Annotated in this window: 14 protein-coding genes; 7 read left to right on the plus strand and 7 right to left on the minus strand. The window is 68.1% G+C overall.

All coding sequences use genetic code 11. The features are described from left to right. Positions 1-155: 155 nt before the first annotated feature. From WME97_RS08230 to WME97_RS08240, 3 genes are all read right to left on the minus strand, one after another. Positions 156-3,344, minus strand: coding sequence for a pentapeptide repeat-containing protein (locus WME97_RS08230; RefSeq protein ID WP_437550914.1), 3,189 nt, complete (start codon positions 3,342-3,344; stop codon positions 156-158). A 117-nt stretch (positions 3,345-3,461) separates the two neighbouring features. Beyond that, positions 3,462-4,082, minus strand: coding sequence for a CHAT domain-containing protein (locus WME97_RS08235; RefSeq protein ID WP_437550916.1), 621 nt, complete (start codon positions 4,080-4,082; stop codon positions 3,462-3,464). Between the two features lie 138 nt (positions 4,083-4,220). Continuing rightward, positions 4,221-5,132: an NAD(P)H-binding protein gene (locus tag WME97_RS08240; protein ID WP_437550917.1), complete on the minus strand. Its 912-nt coding sequence runs from the start codon at positions 5,130-5,132 to the stop codon at positions 4,221-4,223. Positions 5,133-5,305: 173 nt separating this feature from the next. Between WME97_RS08240 and WME97_RS08245 the strand changes: the two genes are divergently transcribed. From WME97_RS08245 to WME97_RS08265, 5 genes are all read left to right on the plus strand, one after another. Further along, a complete protein-coding gene (locus WME97_RS08245; protein WP_437550919.1) occupies positions 5,306-6,244 on the plus strand; it encodes a LysR substrate-binding domain-containing protein in 939 nt (312 codons plus the stop codon). Between the two features lie 110 nt (positions 6,245-6,354). Next, positions 6,355-8,292 (plus strand): RICIN domain-containing protein, encoded by a 1,938-nt coding sequence (locus tag WME97_RS08250; RefSeq protein ID WP_437550921.1) that lies wholly within the window; start codon positions 6,355-6,357, stop codon positions 8,290-8,292. Between the two features lie 745 nt (positions 8,293-9,037). Further along, a complete protein-coding gene (locus WME97_RS08255) occupies positions 9,038-10,072 on the plus strand; it encodes a DUF2278 family protein (protein ID WP_437550922.1) in 1,035 nt (344 codons plus the stop codon). Between the two features lie 322 nt (positions 10,073-10,394). Then, a complete protein-coding gene (locus WME97_RS08260; protein ID WP_437550924.1) occupies positions 10,395-12,653 on the plus strand; it encodes a 5'-nucleotidase C-terminal domain-containing protein in 2,259 nt (752 codons plus the stop codon). After that, positions 12,650-13,390, plus strand: a complete 741-nt coding sequence (locus tag WME97_RS08265; protein ID WP_437550926.1) for a tetratricopeptide repeat protein — start codon at positions 12,650-12,652, stop codon at positions 13,388-13,390. The genes WME97_RS08260 and WME97_RS08265 overlap by 4 nt, the downstream gene beginning before the upstream one ends. Positions 13,391-13,505: 115 nt before the next feature. Here WME97_RS08265 and WME97_RS08270 read toward each other — a convergent pair whose 3' ends face one another. From WME97_RS08270 to WME97_RS08280, 3 genes are all read right to left on the minus strand, one after another. Beyond that, on the minus strand, positions 13,506-14,918 hold the full coding sequence (locus tag WME97_RS08270) for a spondin domain-containing protein (RefSeq protein ID WP_437550927.1): 1,413 nt from the start codon (positions 14,916-14,918) through the stop codon (positions 13,506-13,508). 380 nt (positions 14,919-15,298) lie between these two features. Further along, a complete protein-coding gene (locus WME97_RS08275; protein ID WP_437550929.1) occupies positions 15,299-15,988 on the minus strand; it encodes a hypothetical protein in 690 nt (229 codons plus the stop codon). A gap of 101 nt (positions 15,989-16,089) precedes the next feature. Further along, positions 16,090-16,908: a hypothetical protein gene (locus WME97_RS08280; protein WP_437550931.1), complete on the minus strand. Its 819-nt coding sequence runs from the start codon at positions 16,906-16,908 to the stop codon at positions 16,090-16,092. A gap of 499 nt (positions 16,909-17,407) precedes the next feature. On the opposite strand from WME97_RS08280, the gene WME97_RS08285 reads away from it, so the two are divergent. After that, on the plus strand, positions 17,408-17,686 hold the full coding sequence (locus WME97_RS08285; RefSeq protein WP_437550933.1) for a hypothetical protein: 279 nt from the start codon (positions 17,408-17,410) through the stop codon (positions 17,684-17,686). Between the two features lie 22 nt (positions 17,687-17,708). Here the strand turns inward: WME97_RS08285 and WME97_RS08290 are convergent, their stop codons facing one another. Continuing rightward, complete coding sequence (locus WME97_RS08290; protein WP_437550935.1) at positions 17,709-18,206, minus strand: hypothetical protein; 498 nt, start codon at positions 18,204-18,206, stop codon at positions 17,709-17,711. Here WME97_RS08290 and WME97_RS08295 point away from each other — a divergent pair. After that, positions 18,196-18,480, plus strand: a complete 285-nt coding sequence (locus WME97_RS08295; protein WP_437550937.1) for a hypothetical protein — start codon at positions 18,196-18,198, stop codon at positions 18,478-18,480. The genes WME97_RS08290 and WME97_RS08295 overlap by 11 nt on opposite strands. The last annotated feature ends 55 nt before the right edge of the window (positions 18,481-18,535 follow it).

The following is an 18,535-nucleotide window of genomic DNA, read 5'->3' on the forward strand; positions in this document are numbered from 1 at the left end:
CTCTCCGCGCTCGACCCGCCGACGCGACCGGCCGCGCTCGGCCCGCCGGTTCACTCACCTTGCCGGTGGCCGCAGCGGTCAACGACAACCTGGGGCAGGTCGCCTTTCCTGGACCGAACGCCGAGCCCGCCCTGGCGGTTCAAAAGACCCCACCTTCAGCCAAAGTACCCCACCACCGAGGTATCCGCTGGGCTGGATGCGGCCGGCGGCGTGTAGCCCACGGGCCAGCGGGTGGTGACACCGTGAATGGCACCGTCGAGCAACGCGCCTTCCAGCGCCGCCTGACTGAGGTCCGCCCCCGTCAGGCGCGCGCCTCGCAGGTCGGCGTTCGTGAGGCAGGCCCCCTCCAGCCGCGCGCCGGTGAGGTTCGCGGAGGTCAACGCCGCGCCGGTCAGGTCTGCGTGGAATAGATCCGCGCCGGTCAGGTCTGCGCCGGTCAGGTCCGCGTCGTTGAGCCGCACCCAGCAGAGCGCTGCGCGCCGCAGGTTGGCGCCGCGCAGGTTGCTGCGCCGCAGATAGGTGGTCCGCACGGAGTGGAGCTGCGGCGGACTCTCCGGATCTCGCGATGCGCCGTAGAGGAAAGCGGGTGTAATCACGACTAGCCCCACGAGCACCACGAGCGCCGACGACCCCGCGCTGCTGTCGTTCGTTGGGATATTGCTATCCACCATCAGTATTACATACGTCGGAATAGCCACGAACATCGCGACGAGGAGTCCATTCGAGAGCCGCTTTCTGAGCCCGCCCGCCGGTCCGTCGTACGCTTGAAGGTAGTCTATGGCTTTCGAGAGGAACGAGGTCAGACCCGCGATGGCGAGCCCCAGCACCACCAGGGGACCGTGGATGAGCAGATCTCGCGCAGTCCACGTGTGCCCGCGGACGAGGCGCTGCGCGACATACTCGACCAGGAAAATGACGGGCAAAAGAAGGACCAGGGCGGCGTGCGCGTAGAACGCGCCGCGGTGCTCGGCCTTGCGGCGCTGCTCGGCCGTGCACGCATCGAGGCGGAGGCCCCCCTGAACGGCAAGGCGCGCGAGCCGCCTCGCCGGGAGCACCAGCGCGATAGCGCTCTCCACGAGGAGCGGCCCCTCATAGTTGAAGGAAGCGCCGCCGCTCGCGCCACGCACGTATTCCGCCATCATACCCGACAGCCGGATAAAGAGGGCAGCGCCGAGGATTTCCAGGACCATCGCGCCAAGCGTTGCGCCCACGTCACGGGTGGACGGCCAGCGCCGGAGTTCCCTGCCCGAGAGGTCGGCGCCCTCCAGCCTCGCACCGCTCAGGGAAGCTCCGTCTAGCATCAGCCGCTCGAGACGCAAGCCGGACAGGTCGGCTCCGTCGAGTACATCGGCGAGCCGAGTCAGCCTCCCTCGGACGCTGTCCAGTGAGCGCGCGGCGGTCCGCCTGAAGATCCCTGCGGCGAGCCCATCCCACTCCCGTCGGAGCACCGCGCGCCCGGGATGGTAGTAGCGGACGAGGCGGAGAAAACACTCTTCCTGCCGAAAGTCGTAGGTGGTGAGACCGGCGGAGAGCGACGGTGAGATGCGCATCAGCAGCGGCGCGAGCGCCGGGATCTCCCACGTGGGCGGGATCCACCCGAAGTCCTCCCGGCCGTGCACCTCGCGCAGATAGTCCCGGAGCAGCCGGTGCATCCGGTACCGCGGGCTCGGCGTCTCGCCCTGCGACGAATCGCCGTGGACCCGCTCCAGGAGCCCGCGCGCGCAGAGCGCCTCGGCCAGCTCCAGAGCGCGCTCCGCGCTCGGCGCCCCCGAGGTGTACCGGGCAGCATTCAGCGAAAACGAGATGGGGGACTGGGAGGCGGCAGCGATGAGGAAGGGGCGGAGCGGGCCCCGTGGCAGCCGTTCGATGGAGAGTCGGAAGCAATCTTGCAAGGACGTCGGGATGTGCGAGAGGCGGAGCGTCGCCGCGCGCTTGCTCTTCGAGCGAGGCGTGGAGCGCAACACGCAGAGCGCCTCGTCCCCGGTGAGCGAAGGGCGCGCCCTCATCGACTCGGCGAGGAGCTTGATCGCGAGCGCGTGATCCTCGATGTAGTCGAGGATCGGGTCGATGCCGGCGAGCCTCGGATCGCCGGCTCCGAGCGTGAAGGCGAGCTGTTCCTTGCTCGCGCTCCGCGCGAGCCCCCTCAGATCGAGGAACGTCGCGCCCTCGCGTGCGGCAATGTCGATCGAACGGGTCGTGAAGAGGATCGGCACCGCCGGGAAGGCATCCAGGATGAGGCTCAGCACCTCTTCGGTGTCGAGGTTGTCGAGCACGAGCAAGCAGCGGCCGAGCGCCGCGGACCTGGCCGCGATCTGCCCGCGCAGCTCCCCGAGCAGCGGCTCGAGGGCGCTTTCCTCGGTCGAACGGGCGCAGAGCTCAGCGCGCCACTTGCCCAGCGTCATGCGCAGGACCTCGCGGGGCGCCATGTCCGTCGCGCGCTCCCCTGCGTCGCGGTTGGTCCCCACGTCGCCCCAGAGGACACCGCCCGGGAAAGCGATGGCATGCAGCTCGACGAACCGCATCGCGAGCGCCGTCTTGCCGGAGCCGCCGATCCCGCGAATTCCCAGGAGCGGCGCGCGCGCCACGGCCGTGGTCGGAGCCCCCGCGGGGAGCTTCGCGAGGAGGTCCGCAAGGCGATCGAGCTCGTCGGTCCTGCCGAAGAACCGCTCCCGCAAGAGCGGTGGAGCCGGCAGAGGGTGGAGCGCGGTCGCCGGCTCCGGCGCGGGCGGCGGGCTCGGCGCGGCGTCGGCCTGAGGATCGATCAGGCGGAGATCCTCGGGCTTCACGCCCTCCCGGAGGATCAGGCGGGGCACGTCCGCGTGAGCCAGCGCCCTCAGATCGATCTCGTTGCAGCCGAGCTCGAACGCCGTCTGAACGCTCTCACCAAACCCGATGGCCTGGTAGAACGCCCCTGAGAAGGCGATCGTCGCTTCGCGGGCGAGCGCCGCGCTCATCCCGACGACGCAGTCGATGTGGCGCGCGATCAGGTAAGCCACGTCGGCAGAGGCGCCGGCGGCGAGGACGACGCAACGAACATGGCGCCTCAGGATGGAGAAGAGATTCGCGATTGCGTCGTTGTCCAGAGGAGCGCCGTGGCCTTGCCCGTCCTCGACCACGAGGCGTCCCGCGCTGTCCGTGCGACCGCTGAAATGGACCAGGGCGGGACGGTGGCGAAGCAGGCAGTCCTGGAGGTCGGTCGCGCGGACGGCCCACTCCTGCGCGAGCTGGATCCGATGCCCGTGCCCACCTGACCTCAGGCGGCGGCTGATCTCACGGATCTCCTCCTCCAGGCGGAAGCCTGGCTCGTCCTTCGCTTCGGCTCCGAGGAAGAGGATGGTGGCCAATTCTGCTGGTGCCCCTGCCCGTTACACGTCCACTCTATCGTATCCTTGCAAGGCGGTTCAACAAGCTGGAGGCATGGCCCCTCCGCCGCGCGGAGGGTCCGGAGGGGGCGACGGGCGCTACGGACGGCCGGGGTCATGTGGGGCAGCCAGCCGCACATCCTCTGACCGCACCCCATCGCGCACAACCAGCCGGGGCACGTCGCTCTGCGCGAGCCCCGTCAGGCCGATTTGATTGCATCCGAGCTCGAAGGCGCTCTTGACGTCCTCCCCGTAGCCGAGCGCCTGGTAGAACGCGCCCGCAAAGGCGATGGCCGAGCGATCGTCCACGGCGATCGTCATGCCGATCACGCATTCGATGTGCTCTGCGATCGCCCTCGCCTGCGTCTCGGAGAAGCATGCGTTGAGCAGCACGCAGCGGATATCGCGGCGCAGCACGCGAAACAACGTGGCGATGGCGCTGGTCTGGACAGGAACCGCGCGTCCCGCTTCATCCTCCAGGAGCAGCTCACCGGAAGAGTTCCCATGACCGCTGAAGTGAACGATGGTTGGGCGATGGCGAAGGAGGCATTCCTGCAGATCGCTCGCTCGCGTCGCCCATGCTTGCTCGAGGCGAAACGCCCCTCGGAGCTCGGACGCACGGAGGCGCTGCTCGATCTCCCGGACTTCATGATCGAGCGCGAGGCGCGTTGTCCCTGACGGGTTGGCGCTGAGAAAGAGGATGGTGGCGGCGCGGCTCATGAAGAGAGCATATTCCCGAAGCCGGGCCGGGTGCTACCGGCCAGCTCGGGGGCTCGGTGACGCCGGGGGGAGCTCGCGGTCTCCCGGAGCATGGTGGACTCCGGCGGGCTGCAGCTGCGGGCCGGAGCCGTCAGCGTGTCACGCTTGGCTCGCCGGCCCGACCTGGTGCCCCGCCGGCAGGGCCGAGCGGGGCGGTGACAGGCGCGCCGTCAGGTAGTGACGCATGGACATCGGCGCTCGGCCGAGCAGGCGCTCCAGGGTCGGATCCACCGCGGCGAACTCGCGCTCCCGGCTCGCCGCGAACATGCCGAGGAGCAGGTCCGCCCGGTGTTCGGGGACGCCGTGAGACACCATGTCTTCCCTGAACGCTCGATCGCTGACGGTCACCCGCGTGATCGAGCGCCCGATGAGCTCCGAGGCGATCGCCGCGACGCCCGCGAGGTCCAGGGCCGCGGCGGCGGTGAGCGGCGGTGTCAACCCGTCGAGGCGCGCCTCGTCGGTCAGCGCGATCGCCGCCGCGTCGGCCAGGTCGCCGTGCTCTGTCCACGAGACCGGGCCGTCTTCCGGCGCGACGAGCTTGCCCGTCTCGAGCGCCCGCTCGAGGAGCATGAGCGCGGACGCCGCATAGAACCCGTTGCGAAGCGAGGTGAACGCGCCCCCGGACCTTTGCAGCGAGGCCTCGGTGGCCGCGTGGTCGCGCATGGGCTCGAAGCGGGACGCCGGGTTCGAGCCCATGTGGCTCGTGTAGAGGACGCGCCGGGCGCCCGCCGCGCGCGCCGCTTCGAGCGCGGCTTCATGCTGGCGCACCGCGGCCTCACCTGTGCTGTTGATGGAGACGATCAGCACATGCGAGGCGCCCTCGAACGCGTGGCGCAGGCTCGCGGCGTCGTCGAAAACCCCCCGGCGTACGCGGACGCCGCGCTCGGCGAGCGCGCTGGCCTGCTCCGGGTCGCGGACGCTGACGCCGAGCCGAGCGGCGGGCACGCGCTGAAGGAGCCGCTCCATGATGGCTCGGCCGAGCTGACCGTTGGCTCCAGTGACGATGATCATGACAACCTCCTGCTGCGTTTGGCGCAGCGACCCTGCGCGGTCATCCCAGGGATCACGCGGGCGCGGCGCTCCGTGCCCCGCGTGGCCCGGTGACGATGGGCTGCTTCACGTCACCGAGCCTAGCGCCGGCCGCCGGAGCGCATTAGTGTGCCTGGAGGGAAGGGACTGTTGCCGTGGACGCACGAATCGATCTGGACCTGAACGACGCCGCGCTCCTCGTGCGCGTCGTCCGGACGCGCAGCTTCTCGGCCGCAGCCCGCGAGCGCGGCGTGCCGGTCTCCACGGTGAGCCGGCGCATCGCGCGGCTCGAGTCCGCGCTCGGTGTCCGGCTCCTCGAGCGAACCACCCGGCGGCTGGACCTGACCGAGGCCGGGCGCGCCTACTTCAGCCACGCCGAGCGGGCGATCGACGACCTCACGAGAGGCACGCATCACGTCCGCGAGCTCCAGAGCGAGCCGCGCGGACGCGTGCGGATCGTGGCGCCGATCGCCCTCGGCGCCGCGGTGTCGAGCGTCGTCTGCACCTATCTCGCGAAGCACCCGCGCGTGTCGGTCGACCTCGAGATCGATTCGCGGCGGGTCGACCTCCTCGCCGGGGGCTTCGACATCGCGATCGTCCCGGGCCACGTGGACGACACAACCGACTTCGTGGCGCGAGAGCTCTGGCGGGCGACGCGGAAGCTGCTGTATGCGAGCCCGCGTTACCTCGAGGCGCGCGGCGTTCCTCTCCGGGTCGAGGACCTCGCGCGTCACGATTGCATCGCGGTGCACGCGACGGACGGAATGGCCACGTGGACGCTCGGGCAGGGGCGCCGGAGGCGACGCATTGCCTTCGAGCCCCGCTTCTATGTGAGCGAGTCCTCCGCCGCCTACCGCGCGACGCTCGCGGGCGTGGGCATCGCGATGCTTCCGGAGGTGTTCTGCGCAGAGGACGTGGCCGCGAAGCGCCTCGTCCGCGTCCTCAAGGGCTACGAGGCCGAGGCCGGCGGCGTCAGCCTCCTCTATCGCGCGCATCGCGCCCTGACGGCCGCCGTCCGGACCTGCATCGACCACCTCCTCGGGGAGCTGCCGGCGACCGACCCGGCGCGCGGTGGGCGCAGCCGCCGCGAGTAGGGGGTCTTGGCCCGGAGGCAAATTTGCGAAACCGATGCTGGAGCCCGCCGTAACTGGACCTGACGGCTCGATCGCTCGCCTGGGCGAAGGAAGCCGCAAGGGAGGAATCCATGATCCGTTCCAGAGTCGGCCTGGTGTTCTCGCTCTCGACGCTCGCCCTCGGATTCTTGCAACAAGGCTGCGGAAGCCCCGACGTCGAGCCGCTCGATGAAGGCGTGTCGACGTCGGTGGCGCCCGCCGCGCGTACCGGGTTCATCGCCCTGACCCCCATCTCCGCGGACAGGACGCCGGTCCTCCATCACCTCGCCGGCGAGCTCCAGGCGACCTCGGCGCAGGGCGCTCTGGACTCGCTCCGCTCCGGCGACGCCGAGCGCAGCGACCTCCTTCGCCGAACGGGCGCGGTGATCGCCGACATGGACGAGCTCGGTGAGGCGGATCTCGCGACCTACCGGTCGCTGGTCGAGGCCGCGAGCGAGGCCGGGGTCCCGTTCGTCTTCGAGAATGTCCGCGACTCGGCGCGCATGGCCGCGGTGTTCGGCTACGGCGTCGCGGGCGACGTGGCGATCGTGGAGCCATCGCGCGGGGGAACGAAGTTCGATATCAAGCTCTACGGGAACATCGAGACGACGGCGGTGAAGTCCCCCTCCGCCACGATCAAGGTGAGCCACGAGGCCGCCTCCTTGCCCGTCGAGGAGCTTTCGGCGCGCGCGCAGGACCGTGAGCTCGCCGGACAGGCCAAAGAGGGCGCCACGCCCGCGGTCGGTCCGTCACGCGAGGATATCGCGACGCAGGTGGCGGCGCGCATCCGCACGCTCGCGACTGCGCCCGTCGTCCAGCCGTTCGCCCTCTCCGTCGCGAGCGGGGCCCCTCCAGGCACCTACCGCCGGTTCATCGTGAACGGCTCCTCGTGGTGGACCGTACCCGGCACCTCGCAAGTCGCGACCTTGGATCTGAGCTACGAGGTCGAGCTCGTCGCCTCCACCTCGCCCAACAACAAATTCATGGTCGTCACCGGCGTGGGCGCGGGCGCAAACCCGGGACCGCTGAACACGAACAGCAACTTCAACCGGGGCTATTACCAGCAGCAGCTGAACGTCAGCGTCGTGCCTGGCAGCACGGCGCTGAGCCCGTATGCCCACGTGCCCAACTCCCCGAACGGGCAAAGCTCGTTCACGCGCTCCGTCGGCTGCAGCGTCGGCGCCCAGGGGGGCACCGACGCGGCCAGCGCCAGCTTCTCGTGCAGCTTCCAGGACAGCGCCACCGTGTCCTTGTCCGACTTCACCGCGATCGATCAGAGCACGGGGCTGACATCGGCCTGGAGCTACCGGATGACCTCGGCGCAGGGCCATCCGTACTGGAACCCCGTCGACCTCGTCGACCCGTGGACCGGGGCGCTCTACACGCTGCCGTTCCTTGCGGTCTCGACCCTCCAGCCGACGTATCAAACCGTCTATTCCGCGCCGAGCTCGTTCAACGGCAAGGTGCCGCTCTCCGTCATGCACACCCAGGTGCTCCAGGGGATTTATGTCGACTGGAGATTCTTTTACGTAGAGGCGCATCCTCAAGGCTACTCTGTCTCCCCCAAGCTCGACACGACCGTGGACTTCGGGAGCGTGAGCAGCACCAACCCGGCGGTGACCTTCACCAACCAGAACAGCGGCCTCAACATGGACGTCTATTACTCGCAGACGACGCCGCTCTCGCCGATCATTCAATGGCCCGCGACCGGCAACCCCAACCAGAGCTTCGAGCTCATCCCGACGGGAGACCCCGACGGGAGCGTGTTCATCAAGCCGAGGCACAGCGGGCTCTGCTTCGACATCTATTACTCGAGCCTCGAGGACGGCGCCGAGCTCATTCAATACACCTGCACGGGCAACCCCAACCAGAAGTTCGTCCTGCGGCCGGTGGGCGCTTATCGGTCGATCATGAACGTGAACAGCCAGAAGTGCCTGAGCATCGAGGGTGCCAGCACCGCGGGCTACGCGCATGTCGTTCAGGAGCCCTGCAACACCGCGCTTCCGGAGCAGCTCTTCCTCCCGCGCTGAGGGTTGCGATAGCCTGGTCGGCAACGCCGTGTATGCGGCGAGGTCCAGCGGGCTCCCGCCGGCCACGGGAGGATCGAGGGCCGATCGGGAAGGCGAATCGCACCGACAGCGGCCCGGTCGACCTCGAGCACGGCCCCGGCGAGATCCGTCTCGGCCAAAATCCACCCGATGGTCGCACACCGTTCGAAGCGCTCCTTGCGCAGCGCGAGCGAATCCATGATGAATTTGATGTGCCTGTAAAGGGCGTGCACCTCGGCTCGGCATTGGCCGCTCGAGAGAGGATGGGTTCCAGCGCCAGCTCCGTGGCTTTCCGCTGGCTTTCCGCAAACAAACCCCTGCGTGACAGGGCGGCGAAATTTGCGAGTCCACGGTCAGCTCGGTCTTGACTTCGAAAAGGAAGGCGGCTGCAATGGTGAAGAGCGCGCTATCGCGCGTTCCATCCAACACCCGCCGGTCACCGGCGCCAAGGGGAGGGCACGTGTTGCGCGTGGGGTCTTGCATCGCGGGGGCAGGCCCAGGCCACGAGAATCGCACCGTCGGCGTCCGCCGAGACCCCGCCAAGAGGGAAAGGTGACATCCAAGCTGATCGAAGGTCCAGCTCCTGACCCTGGGCAAGGAGCCTGATGGCGACAGCGTCCGATTCGTGCCGGATGGTCCATCACCATTCGAAAGAGTGAAATAGGGGTTTGATGCAATCTCACAGGCGGGCACCGGCCGTGCTCAGCCGATGGATGCGGGAGGCGACATGCCGCTGAAGAGCTATGGCGTACTGAAGGGGACAGTGATCGATAGGCGTTTCGCGTCGGGAGCGAACCCGCACTATCAGATCCACATCGTGGACGACACGATAGATTATCGCATCGCGGTGAATGTGCAGTCGCAGGACGGCTCCCAGGTCGAATATGTCGTCAAGTCACATTTTGCGCACCCGCTGCTTCAAGATCTCCACGAGCTGAAGCCGGGCTTCCATCCGCTGGAGAGCAAGCCGGGCGGGGGCGGGCTCGACCTCATCCGGGGGAACCTCGTGGATCGTACGGAGTTCGTCCCGCTGCCATTCTCCGCCCCAGGCCCTGACAACGACCTCAACGAGAAGCTCGATCACTACGTGCAGCGGGCGATGGCGGACGAGACGGCGATTCTGTACGCCTTCGGGGAGCGCTGGGGCCCCGAGAACGGGAAGAAGGACAAGATCTTCGGCTTCCTGCCCGGCAACGGCATCCACGATATCCACATGAACCAGGGCAACGACGCCCGCTTCAAGAAGGATGATGGTGTCTGGCAGGACGGCGGCCTCCTCATCCACTTCCCGCGTGGGGACCAGTGGGTCGCGATCTTCCTGAAGTTTCAGACGCAGGCGTGGCACACCGACGACCAGACAGGGCACACGCTCGACATCCCGGTCTCCGGACCGCCGTCGGACGTGGCCGGTGGAGGCGGCGGGCTCCCCACGGTGGAGCAGCCCGACGGGATCGTGCGGATCGTCGCCGCCCTCGTGAACGACACGCGTACGCCCGAACGGGAGACCGTTACACTGGTGAATACGTCGAACCAGAAGATCAACCTCGCTGGCTGGTCGCTGGCCGACAAGGCCAAATCGAAGATGGCGCTCACCGGAGAGCTTCAGCCCGGTGGGCTGACGACGATCGTCGTCCAGGCTCCGATGGTCCTCTCCAACAAGGGCGGGCTCATCACGCTGCTCAACGCGGAAGGGCTGAAGGTCGACGGCGTGTCCTACACGAAGCAGCAAGTGAGCAATCCGGGTTGGACGATCGTGTTCTGATGCCACGCCGTCCTTCGCGCGCGGCGAGCGTTAACGAGACCGTTACCAGCCGTCCATCGGATTGACGCAACGGCGCGCGGAAGGTCGACGGCGCGCCGTTCAAGCGTTCTTCCGCCGCATCGCCTCTCCGGTGCGGTTGACATGCCGAGCAGCTCATCGTAGCCCTTGATCCGGGCGCGCATCGGTGCGAAAACTCGACCGCCTCGACTCGATATGGCTCGTTGCGCGCGGAGAGGCATCGGCCGAAGCGGCGCTCGGAAAGGTGTTCACGATGACAGGTCGAGTCGGACGGGTAGCGTCGATTTCCTCGCTGATTCTGGCCATGACCGCGCTGACCGCGTGCGGCGATGACGAGAGCGGCACAGGCGCATCGACGTCCAGCTCCTCCTCGAGCACCTCAAGCTCCTCCAGCTCCGCAAGCTCAGGCGGCGAGGGAGGAGGCGGCAGGGGAGGAGGCGACGAGGGGGGAGGCGGCGAGGGCGGAGGCGACCAGGGAGGAGGCGGCGAGGGAGGGGCGCCCGCGACGCCGAGCGGCGCCACGGCCGACCTCGCGCTGCTCGAGACCACCGATCTCCATACCAACATCCTCGGCTTCGATTACTTCAAGCTGGTCGCTGAGCCATCGATCGGCCTCGAGCGCACCGCGACCCTGATCAGCCAGGCGCGAGACGAGTTCGCGAACACGCTCCTGATCGATAACGGCGACACGATCCAGGGCACCGTCCTCGCCGACTATCAGGCGCTCGTCGCGCCGATCGCGTGCGGCGAGACGCTGGCCATGTACAAGGCGATGAACCACGTGGGGTTCGACGTCGGCGGGATCGGCAATCACGAGTTCAACTTCGGCCTCGCTTTTCTCTCGCAGGTGACCCACACCCCGTTCGACGTCGACGGGCTCGATCTCGCTGCATCGGCGGGCTGCGAGGGCCCTCGGTTCCCGCTTGTGAACTCCAACGTCTTCAGCCTGAAGACGAGCGAGACGCTCTTCCCGAAGACCGTCCTCGTCGAGAAGACCATCACCGCGACGGCGCCGGGCGGCGGCGCCATCGAGAGCACGGTCAAGGTCGGCTTCATCGACGTCACGCCGCCGACGATCCTGAGCTGGGACAAGAAATGGCTCGACGGCAAGGTCTTCACAAAGGGGGTGAAGGAGGTCGCGGCCCCGCTTGTGGACGAGCTCCGCGCCAGGGGGGCCGAGCTGGTCGTCGCCATCATCCACGGCGGCCTCGACGACTCGCCGTATACGCCCACCCTGGAGAACCAGGCGTGGCACCTCGCCCAGGTGCCCGGCATCGACGCGATGCTCATGGGCCACTCGCACCAGATCTTCCCCAACCCGAGCAGCACCGTGGCGCAGTTCAGCCTGCCGGAGGTCGACAAGGACGCGGGCACGGTCGCCGGCCTCCCCGCGGTCATGGCGAACTTCTGGGGCCAGCATCTCGGTGTCATCAAGCTGGGGCTCACCCACGACGGAGAGGGCTGGACGGTCGACAAGGCGAAGACGGTCGTCGAGGCCCGGCCGATCGCCACGACCTGCAAGGGCGGGCTCCCCGAGGCGTGTGATGCGATGGAGCGCTGGCGCACGGGGGCGTCCTGCGCGTTCGCGACGCTCTGCGACGCGCAGCCGGACAAGACGAAGGTCCTCGTCGCGGCCGACGCTTCCTTCGCCCCGCTGCTCGACGCCGAGCACCAGGCGACGGTCGCCTACGTCAAGACGCCCATCGGCACGAGCGATTTCGCGATGTCGTCGATGTTCGCCGACGTGGGGGACGCCAGCGCGATCCAGATCGTGAACCAGGCCCAGGCCGACTACGTCGCCCGCTACATCGAGGAGAACCTGCCGCAGTACGCGTCGCTGCCCGTGCTCTCGGTGAGCGCGCCCTTCAAGTCCGGCTTTCAGGGCGGCAACGACTACACCGACGTGCCGGCGGGGAGCATCGCGATCAACAACGCGGCCGATCTCTACCTGTACGCGAACACGGTCCAGGCGGTGAAGGTCACCGGCGCGGACATCCTCGACTGGCTGGAGAGGGCCGCGACGCGCTTCAATCAGATCGATCCGAGCAAGACGGAGGCGCAGCCGCTCATCAACAGCGCGATGCCCGGATACAACTTCGACATCTTCACGGACAGCAGGATCACGTACGAGATCGACGTGACGCAGCCGCTCCCGCCCACGGGGATGAAGGCCAGCGGCCGGATCAAGAACCTCCAGTGGAACGGCGAGCCCATGGATCTGGCCGCGGAGTTCATCGTGGCCACGAACAACTACCGCGCGAGCGGCGGCGGCAGCTTCCCTGGCCTCGACGGCTCGAAGACGATCTACGCCGCGCCGGACACGAACCGCGACGTGCTCATCCTGTACATCAAGAAGGTCGAGAACCTCACGCGGGCCCAGAACGGCTCTGCCCGCAGCTGGCGCTTCGCCCGGGTCACGACGGCGGGCCCCGTGACCTTCACCTCGGCGCAGAACGCGCTCCCGAAGGCGGAGGCCGCCGGGCTGACCAACCTCTCGCTCGTCGCGCAGGATGACGGCAGCGGCAAGATGCTCTCGGTTTACTCCATCGACCTGAGCCGGTGAGCGTCCCGCCTGCCGTGCGGCTCGCTGTGTTGGCCGGCGGCGCCCTCGTGCTGGGCGGCGCCGCCGCCCTGTCCCTTGGAGGGCTGCGCGAGGGCGATCGTCCCGAGGCGGACCGCCCCACGGCCGCCGCGGCGCCCTCGCCGCCGTCGCGCGCTGGGGCGCCGCCCCCGGGCGGCATGGAGGCGCGGGCGCTCGGCTTTCGCCTGCTCACGCTCGCGGATCCCGGGGAGGTCCTCGCCGGGATGGATGCACTCGCGCGGGCGGCCGAGCAGGGGGACGTCGAGGCGCAGGTCTCGCTCGGAAGGATCTACCTGAAGGGGCTTCCATCGGTCCCAAAGGACGCGGCGCGCGCCCGCGCCTGGCTGCTGCGAGCCGCCCCCTCGCAGCACCCGAGCGCCGCGTATTTCCTCGGCGTGATGAGCCAGAACGGAGATGGCGTGACGGCCGACCCCGCGGAGGCTGTGCGCTGGTTCGAGATCGCGGCGCGCGGAGGGTCGCCAGACGCGATGTTCCTGCTCGCCAATGCGTACCGCGCGGGCGCCGGCGTGCCGAGGAATGACAGAAGAGCCGTGGAGCTCTACGAGAGCGCTGGCGAGCGGGAGCACCCTGCGGCGCTCCAGGCGCTGGCGATGGCCTATCGCTATGGTGAGCTGGGGCTCGAGCCCGACGAGGCCGAGAGCCGCCGGTACACGATGGAGGCCGAGCACGCCATCCAGCACCAGCAGGCTCCTCCGTAGGCGGCAGGTCCTTGAGGAGGCGCCACCGTGGCAGTGCTGGGCGGAGACGCGCCGCGCGGCCGCCAGGCACCCCCGGGCCGTGGTCCAGCGGCCAGCGCTGCCGCTCGCGCCCCCGCTACCGCGCCGGGGTGATGGTCACCTTCAGCATCTGGTTCGACGCAGGATACAGATAGCCGTCATCGACGTTGCGCACCTGGTCCTTGGGATCGTCGGCGCCCATCTGCGGCCCGGCCTGGCGCGGCGCCTGGTCGGGGCCCACGCCGGGCCACTGGTTGGCCTCGGTGCCCGCGTCCCAGATCGTGACCTGGTCGGAGACATCGCCGCTCACCGGCTCGCCGCTCGCGTCGAACAGCGCGATCCCCGCATCGCTCGGCCCGAAGAACAGATCGTTCGATTGCCCCAGCATCGACGCGAAGCTCAGCCGCTCGCCGGGCCGCGCGGTCACCGTGAAGCTGAACTTCGCGCCGGGCAGCAGCGGCCCCGGCGTCGAGGCGTCGACGGGCGTGTTGTAGACCAGCACCGACGAGATCCCGCTCTCGCCCCCGACCTCGGCCTCCAGCGACCCCGCGAGCGTGGTCGGATTCCCGTCCTCGGCCAGCATTTCGAGGCCTTTGCCCCGGTCCGCCTCGCCCGTCCTGAACAGGGGCGCTCCGGACCCGTGCACCACCGCGACGCCCGGCGCCACCGGCGAGGTCAGCCCCGCGCGGGGAATGGCCCCCTCGTGCAGCATCATCGGGTTCCCGTCCTCGGCCTGCGCCTCCAGCCCGTTGTCGGGGTACGCCTGCCCGACCGTGAACAGCGGGTTGTCCATCGTGTGCACCACGAAGAGCCCCGGCGACAGCGGCACGGCGGCCGGCTCCCCGCCCTCGGGCATCAGCGTCCCCACCTCCGACATGTTGGTGATCCGGATCGTGAACTCATTGCCCGGCTCCGGCGTCACCGTCACCTGGATGACCTCCTCGACCGCCGGGTAGGTATAGTCATCCTGGACCAGCCGCACTGTGTTGTCCGGGTCCGGAGCGCCCGTGTTCGCGCCGCTCTGCCGGGGCGCCTGGTTCGGCCCCGCGCCCGGCTCCTCGTTGGCCTCGGTGCCCGCGTCCCACAGCATGACCTGGTCGGTCACGTCCCCGCTCACCGGCTTGCCCGACTCGTCGTAGAGCGCGATCCCGGCGCCGTCGGGCGCATAGAACAGATCGTTCGACTGCCCGAACATGGTCGTGAACGACAGCCTGTCGCCCGGCAGGGCGCCGACGCGGAATTCGAAGCTCTTCTCGGGGAAGAGCGGCCCGGGCATGCTCTCGCCCACGGGCGTGTTGAACACGCTGGCCACGCGGTAATCCCGCGCGGGCGTCACGTTCTCGAGGGTCACGTCGAAGCTCGTGGCCGCGTCCCCGCCGCCGGGCCCGCTCGCTCCTCCCCCGCCCGTGCCACCGGCGCCGGTGGTATCGCCGCCTTCGCCGTCGCCGCAAGCGGCGGCGAGGGTGAGGACGAGGGGCAGAGCCGACAGCGCGCGATTCCGAATCTTCATGAGCATCCTCCAGAAGCGGTGATTGAGACGACGCGACCTGGATCGCCTCCGCCGCGGCGAGCCGCGTGGCGCGATCGGTCCTCCGGCACACCCCTGAGATCGGAGCGACCGCGGGCCCGCATGGCGCCCGCCTCCACCAGCGATGGCTCGTGGCGCGTCGTTCGACGGTGCTACGCGACGGAGGGCGGGTCGGTTTCGCGGTTTTCGCGCGCGCCTGTTCGATCGTACTCGGGAGGAATTTTTCAGCGCTGCCGGCGGTCTCCGGCGCGCTCGCCCAGCGGAGCGGCGCCGGTGGGACGCGTTGGTGAACCGGTTCTCACCTGCATCGCAATCAGCCTGAGCGAGAGCAACGAGGCGAGCGGCATACCTGCCGCGACCGATCAGAGCTGCCCATACTCGCGAATTCGAACGCGCTTTTCTCCCTTGTCGGACTCCAGATCGACGACGATCCCGAGGCGCGAGTCGACGTAGGCCGCCCAGATGGTTCCATGCGTTGGAACGCTGGTCCAAGCGTTCATCTCCGTGATCGACAGGAGGTCATCCATGTTTCGATCGAAGATTCTTATGTCCCTGAATCGTAATCCACATGTGATGCCGAGCTGGACGTTGAGATTGAGGGAATACACGTCCCCGCCGAGGAAGAGATCGACGTGCGCGGTACGGACAAGGGTCCCCCGCGGCCTGAAGGTCGTGGTGAACATGGGAAGAACGGCTCCGATCAATTTGTAGAGTTGAAGGCTCGTGGCCGCGCTCGCCCGGAACGATCCGGCCTCGAACGTCGCATGGATTCCCAACTGCTTGTCTTCGATCGTCGACATGTTCTCCTTGCCCACTCCAGCGCCGATGAAATACCCGATGTTGAGCTCCTGGGTGGGACTCGCGGTCTGCCCGAAGCTCACCATGACCGTATGGACGGCCCCCGGAGCTGTTCCGCCGCCGTACGTGGCTCCGAGTCTCGCGAGATGGGGGAGCTTCGTCTGAACGACACCGTTGAGGTAGAGGCCGCCCCAATGGAATTTCTCTGGGGGCCGTGGCTCTTGCGCTGATGCCAGAGCGGCGAGGGAGAACACTGCAAGCCCTGATAGCGCGCGCAGGAATGGCTGCCCTGGCCTGCTCGAACGGCGGGCCGATGCCTCCCGCAAGTTGAACGGCGGCGTGAAATGTGTTCGATTCATTCGGCCTGAATGCGGGCTATGCACTCCGGGTTTTTTACAAGATCATTGATGTCGATGTCGCCGTATTCGTTTCTGAGCATATATGAATTCTCCATTGCGTCGATGCCCCGAATATCGCTCATGAGATCTGAGTGTGACCCATCCTCGAAGGTTTTTGCGATGGCGGCGCAGATTGAGTGCTGGTTCCGGGCCAGGTCTCGAATGCTCAAGACGGATTCGCAGTCAATTGTGCTGCTGCCGAGTATTGCCTTGTATGCGTCGAAATGTCTCCTGAAGTTCGTGCAGTTGGCGGACAGTGTGTGTACCTGCGTCGCCGCCGATGAGATGATGCATTGCTTCGGAAGCTCTGGCTCCGGTGAAGGAGTGGGCTTGTCTTCGTTGGTGTGGGGCTTTTCCTCTCTGGTCTGAAGATGGTGATCGCGACGCTGGAGGGTCTTTTCACAGCTGGCCAAGCGTTTCTGAGTGGCGCTCAGAGTCGACCGAAGCTCGGGATCGTCCTTGCTGGCGACGTCCTGGTGCGGGGGAGGTCGGTTGTCGCTATCTGCCGAGATTCTCCCCAGAATGTATCCCGCCGCGAGCGCGGCGAGCGCGATGGATCCCAGTCTAATCCAGGTTGTCGGCGTCGGTGAGGTTCCCATCTGTTGAATGTCGCGGGCGACAATGATCGCCTGGGAGGTGGTTGGTGTGGTGAAATGGGTCTCCAGGGTAATGTGATCTAGTAGTAGCAGGGGTCCTTCTTGGTTGGCGTTATTCCAACCATTTGAGGGGTGATGGTCAGACTGGGGTCGCTGCTGGGGGGAAGTGACTCGCGCCATTCGTCGCAGCTCTTTGTACCCAGGATGTCCAGGAATTGGTTCTGTCGTGGTGTCGTTCTCCCGCAGTAGATTGGTTGAGGGAATCCGGGCCCCTGTACACACAGTGCCACGCACTCAGGGGATGGATCCATGCACGTCGGTTTCGGCCTTTCGTCGAAGATCGTGCATCCTGCTTGGGATAGTACTGTCGCGGAAATGAACTGGGCGAGGCTGGGACGGATCGTCCTTGAACGATGAAGTGCTGCGGTCATGGGTTCTTGCTCTCAGGGGTATCTGGTGGTGGTTCACGTTTGCCTCGAGAACCAGGCACGAGGATACAGGAAAAGCCGTCGTTCTTTGATGTATTCGTGCGCATGGTCGCGCCCGGGCGTCGCGAGCGAGCGCGTCGAGCTCGCCGAGGCATGCGCAATGTCCAGGGCGTCGCGAGCAAGCGATGACACGCGCGGTCGGTCGCGGACGATCTCGCTTCGCTTGCAGGGGATCGACAAGGGCCAGAACGATGCGCGCGGTCCACGCCGCGAACGCTTGCTGGCAGCGCACCCATTCCCTGCCGCGCATCCGCCCCTCGGACGTCCGGGCCTACGCGGCCATGAAGCGGCGTCAGGCCGAGGGCCGCGGCACGCTCGCGGGGTCGATGATGGCGTTCTGGATGCGCGAGCCGGACGAGCCGATGGTCGGCTCGGGGCCGCCCGCAAGCGCCCTGGTCGCGGCCCTGCGCAACGAGGAGCGCGGAGAGCTCGCGGATCGGGTGGAGCTGCTGCTGCGCGCGAGGCGATGATCGCCTGTTCTTCTCGCGGGCCCTATGCCTGGCAGCAGAACGTCGACGGTTCGGCCGGCAGCAGCTCGCCGAGCGGCTCGCCGCCGCTCGGGGCGCAGCCGCCGGGGTCCACGGCGACGACCTCCGCCGACTTGCTGCCGAGGGCGATGCCGGGCGGCGTGACGCCGCAGAACGGCGCCATGGAGCTGACGAGGGTCGAGGCGACCTGCTCCGCGCATGCTCCGTCGCTGTAGACCGAGGCCATGATGGTGCAGGAAGCGCCCTTCAGCTCCCCGCAGCCGCACTCGGAGCAGCCGCGCCCGTCCTCGGCGCCGCCATAGAAGACGTGCCTGTCCAGGTAGGGCTCTTCGCACGTCACGTCGCCCTCGTGGAAGATGCACGTCAGGAAGCCGCCGGGCGGCGGGACTCCGGGCTGCTCCGGCGAGGGCATGCAGGCGAGCGCCCGGGTCAGCCAGGGATCGAGGAGCGCCGGCGGCGGGGGCTCGTCGACCCTCGGCGTGCAGGCGGCGGTGACCAGCACGGCGGGCGCGTCGCTCGAGATCGACTTCACACACGGCTGCCCGCCGCAGTCCTGGCTCGTGTGGATGGCGTTCTCGGCGGTGCAGGCGCCGTCCCAGCCGCCGGGCGCCGCGAAGGTGGTCTCGACGCTGCCGGGGTCGCCGGAACACGTCGTCGAGGCGTGCGCCGACCAGTCCAGCGGGAGCTGGCACGAGGCGGTGGACGCTTCCGGCGGATCGCACAGGCAGGCCGCGCAGGCGAGCGGCGCGGGCGCCAGGTCGGCGAACCCCTTGTAGCCGATGTTCGGCGCGGCGGCGGGGCAGTCCGGCGCCTGGTCCCGCGGGCCGTACC

The organism is Sorangium sp. So ce367 (assembly GCF_051520455.1).
In the GTDB taxonomy this organism is placed as follows: Bacteria; Myxococcota_A; Polyangia; order Polyangiales; family Polyangiaceae; genus Sorangium; species Sorangium cellulosum_B.

Bases quoted from the DNA above. Each gene is read 5' to 3' on its own strand.
- WME97_RS08250 (WP_437550921.1), top strand. From the start codon at position 6,355: ATGATCCGTTCCAGAGTCGGCCTGGTGTTCTCGCTCTCGACGCTCGCC.
- WME97_RS08270 (WP_437550927.1), bottom strand. From the start codon at position 14,918: ATGAAGATTCGGAATCGCGCGCTGTCGGCTCTGCCCCTCGTCCTCACC.
- WME97_RS08240 (WP_437550917.1), bottom strand. From the start codon at position 5,132: ATGATCATCGTCACTGGAGCCAACGGTCAGCTCGGCCGAGCCATCATG.
- WME97_RS08235 (WP_437550916.1), bottom strand. From the start codon at position 4,082: ATGAGCCGCGCCGCCACCATCCTCTTTCTCAGCGCCAACCCGTCAGGG.
- WME97_RS08280 (WP_437550931.1), bottom strand. From the start codon at position 16,908: ATGGCGCGAGTCACTTCCCCCCAGCAGCGACCCCAGTCTGACCATCAC.
- WME97_RS08255 (WP_437550922.1), top strand. From the start codon at position 9,038: ATGCCGCTGAAGAGCTATGGCGTACTGAAGGGGACAGTGATCGATAGG.
- WME97_RS08285 (WP_437550933.1), top strand. From the start codon at position 17,408: ATGCGCGCGGTCCACGCCGCGAACGCTTGCTGGCAGCGCACCCATTCC.
- WME97_RS08260 (WP_437550924.1), top strand. From the start codon at position 10,395: ATGACCGCGCTGACCGCGTGCGGCGATGACGAGAGCGGCACAGGCGCA.